This is a genomic window from Bartonella sp. LB28NMGDW (assembly GCF_042194435.1).
GTDB classification, from domain to species: domain Bacteria; phylum Pseudomonadota; class Alphaproteobacteria; order Rhizobiales; family Rhizobiaceae; genus Bartonella; species Bartonella grahamii.
Genome location: NZ_JBHIMX010000084.1, coordinates 1 through 1,262, shown reverse-complemented (window position 1 = coordinate 1,262; position 1,262 = coordinate 1). Strand labels below are relative to the sequence as shown.

Annotated in this window: 1 protein-coding gene and 1 pseudogene; both read right to left on the bottom strand. The window is 35.6% G+C overall.

Annotated elements, in window-relative coordinates:
* On the bottom strand, positions 1–779 hold a 779-nt coding region (locus ACFIKG_RS09255; RefSeq protein WP_375652194.1), incomplete at its 3' end, for a DnaB-like helicase N-terminal domain-containing protein.
* A 237-nt stretch (positions 780–1,016) separates the two neighbouring features.
* Positions 1,017–1,262, bottom strand: a pseudogene (locus ACFIKG_RS09250) (hypothetical protein); the annotation flags it as partial.

The window sequence follows — 1,262 nt, the reverse complement described above, 5'->3', positions numbered from 1 at the left end:
ACAACGCCCCCTTCATTTTCTTGGCTGTTATCACGCTTACAAGCATTGGCAATATTAAAAGCAATATTGGTCGCCAGTGAGGTTTTACCCATAGCAGGGCGCCCCGCAAGGATAATCAAATCAGATGCTTGTAACCCTCCCATTTTCTCATCAAGTGTTTTGATATGGGTAGCTATCCCTGAGAGCCTTGAGGAACGCTTTTTCGCTGCACTTGCCATGTTAAGTGCTTTTGTAATGGCTGTATTAAAATTTTCAAATCCACCTCCATATTTCCCTTTTTCTGCCAATTCAAACAACTGATTTTCAACAGTTTCAATTTGTTGTGATGTTGTAAGTTCTACAGAAGCATCATAAGCTCTATTCACAACTTGAGTGCCAAGGTTAATTAAAGAGCGTCGGATAAACAGATCATAAATGACGCTTCCATAATCTTTAGTATTAATGATTGTGACTGCCTCTGTAGCTAAACGCACCACGTAATTATATACAGTGATGTCACCAATTTTCGCATCATTTTCAACAAAGGGCTTAATAGTAATGGGATCTGCAACTTTTCCATTTTGAATAATTTTTGAAATGATATCAAAAAGCTTTTGATGCAACGGTTCAAAAAAGTGCTCTGCTTTTAAAAAATCAGAAACGCTATCAAGAGCATTATTATTGATAATGATAGCACCAAGCAAAGCTTGTTCTGCTTCAATATTATGGGGAAATTGACGAAAAGAAGATTGTTCTTCTGTTTGAAAAGAAGGTAATTTAACAGCGCTCATTTTATTCATTATGATTTAAATTGATTTGATAAATGATAATTATAAATCACTGAATCTACAGTGTGAATCCCATTTTTATTTTACTTAACAGCTTGCATTTTGATACGTTTTGTGCAATAAAGAGATGTTCTTTTATATTTCGGTTATTTCTTTTAATCGTTTATTTAGATCGCTAGCTGTTTTGATAATAAAAGCCGTGTCTTAAAGGACGCGGCTTTTTTGCTATAAAGCAGCCCCCCGCGTTATTTAAGCAGCGTCTTTTAGTGACAGATTATCATCACAGATATCATTACGAATTTTTGCACGGCTATTCACAACAGCATTGCCATAAATTTGCACATGATGATCAATATTTGATTTGCCATAGACCTTGGCATGATCATAAATCCTTACAAAGCAACCAACACGAGCCGATCCAGAAACCTTGGCATGACCATAGATACTTGAATAATCCTTAATCCAAGCATTACAAAAAACATGGGCATTATCATA